The sequence below is a fragment of the Anaerococcus groningensis genome, from assembly GCF_046365465.1.
Classification (GTDB): Bacteria; Bacillota; Clostridia; order Tissierellales; family Peptoniphilaceae; genus Anaerococcus; species Anaerococcus groningensis.
Window position 1 is genome coordinate 1 of the sequence record NZ_JBGMEG010000032.1, and the last position, 912, is coordinate 912.

At 32.6% G+C, this 912-nt stretch carries 2 protein-coding genes; both read left to right on the forward strand.

Translation table 11 applies throughout. The annotated features are described in order from the left end of the window. A partial coding sequence (locus tag AB9Q04_RS08110) for an ABC transporter permease (protein WP_410024831.1) occupies positions 1 to 333 on the forward strand: 333 nt, incomplete at its 5' end. Continuing rightward, on the forward strand, positions 333 to 912 hold a 580-nt coding region (locus AB9Q04_RS08115), incomplete at its 3' end, for an ABC transporter ATP-binding protein (RefSeq protein WP_410024833.1). The genes AB9Q04_RS08110 and AB9Q04_RS08115, both read left to right, overlap by 1 nt.

A 912-nucleotide genomic window follows, 5' to 3' on the forward strand; every position in this document is an offset into this window, starting at 1 on the left:
CTATCTATAAAACAAAGAGAATATGTTTCCTATGCTCAAATGATAGGGGTAAATAATAAAAGCATAATGTTAAAACATATTTTTAGAAATGTTTTACCTACTTTATCTGTTGCAGTTTCTATTAATGTTGCTGGTGCAATCTTAACAGAGTCATCTCTAAGTTTTTTAGGCTTAGGAGTCAGGCAACCTGCTTCATCCTGGGGCTCTATGTTGAAGGATTCTCAACAATACTTGGGAGATCATTCTTACCTAGCATTTTTCCCAGGATTTCTTATCCTAATTACAGTTTTAGCCTTTAATATAATTGGGGATTACTTAAGAGAGGACTACTAATGGAAAAGATATTAGAAGTTAAAAATTTAAATGTAATGTTTGAAAGCAGGGGAATAAAAACTTATGCTGTAAACGGAATTTCTTTTGATATTTATGAAGATGAGAGTCTAGGTATAGTAGGAGAATCAGGCTCTGGAAAATCTGTTACTGCAAAATCTATTATTAATCTTTTGCCTAAAAATGCAATTATAAGTGGAGAAGTTATATACAAAAACGATAATCTTTTAGCCATGCCAAAAAATAAGCTAAGAGATATTAGAGGAGATGAAATATCTATGATATTTCAAGACCCTATGACTTCGTTAAATCCTTTATTTACCATAAGAACCCAGATGAAGAGATTAATTAAAATCCATAGGAAAAATTTAACTAATAAAGAAATCGAAGAGATTTCAATTAGATATTTGGACATGGTAGGCATACCTAACCCTGAAAAACGCATAAATTCATATCCTCATGAGTTTTCCGGAGGGATGAGACAAAGAGTAATGATAGCTATGAGCCTATGCTTACATCCTAGTCTAATAATAGCAGATGAACCAACCACTGCCTTAGATGTGACAATCCAAGCCCAGGTAT